Origin of the sequence: Luteitalea sp. (assembly GCA_009377605.1) — a bacterium.
Classification (GTDB): Bacteria; Acidobacteriota; Vicinamibacteria; order Vicinamibacterales; family Vicinamibacteraceae; genus WHTT01.
On record WHTT01000241.1, the window covers coordinates 1 to 818 of the forward strand.

Consider the following 818-nt stretch of genomic DNA (forward strand, 5'->3'; position numbering starts at 1 on the left):
GGGGACAGCCACTCGGGTCGGCCACCCAGGGTGACGCCGCCGTGGCGTTCACGCCCAACGACCAGTTCTACGAGTTGCAGTGGCACATGCCCAAGATCCAGGCCGAGCAGGCCTGGAACATCTCCTCGGGTGAGGGAGTGGTGGTGGCGGTCGTCGACACCGGGGTGTCGACGGACGGCGATGATCTCGATTGCCATACATTCGTTTCTCCCTTCGATGCCACCACCGACACCCCGGGATCGGCCGAGGACGACCACGGCCACGGCGGCGGTCACCAGTCCGCTGCGGACGCGGGCCCGCCGCGCCGCCGCCTGCCTTCTCTCCTCCGCCCGTTGCGCCTTGGACTTCGGCGGCGCTGCCGTCATCAACCAGCCTCGCGCACGCCGGGCTGCCCATTCGGCGCTTCAGCCGGCAGCGCCTCAGGTCCGCCGCAGGGCTCGCACGGCGAGCCGGACCCGCCACGCCGCCGTGAGGGCGACCGCAGCGGCGAAGGCCCACGCGATCGTCGCAGCCGCGCCGGGAAGCAGGCAGAACAGGCTGTGGACCGCGATCGTCTCCGTCCCCTCGGCCAGCCCCCCGACGAACCGGACCGACCGGTCGTCGCGCCCCTCGAGCCGCTGGCGCTCGGCCAGCGAGGAGAACGCGAGCAGGGCGGTGCCGTTGACGTAGTAGGTGAGCAGCAGCACCGCGCAGGCGAGCCGGGCGTCGGGCACGGCAACCGCGACCCCGACGACGAACGCGCCGTAGACGGTGAAGTCCGCGACGATGTCGAGGTAGCCCCCGACGTCGCTGGCGCCGACGGCGCGGGCGACCGCGCC

1 protein-coding gene is annotated in these 818 nt (G+C 72.6%); it reads right to left on the minus strand.

The genetic code is table 11. The annotated features are described in order from the left end of the window. The coding region (locus tag GEV06_28735; GenBank protein ID MPZ21830.1) for a hypothetical protein at positions 1-365 on the minus strand (365 nt) is incomplete at its 3' end. Positions 366-818: the final 453 nt, after the last annotated feature.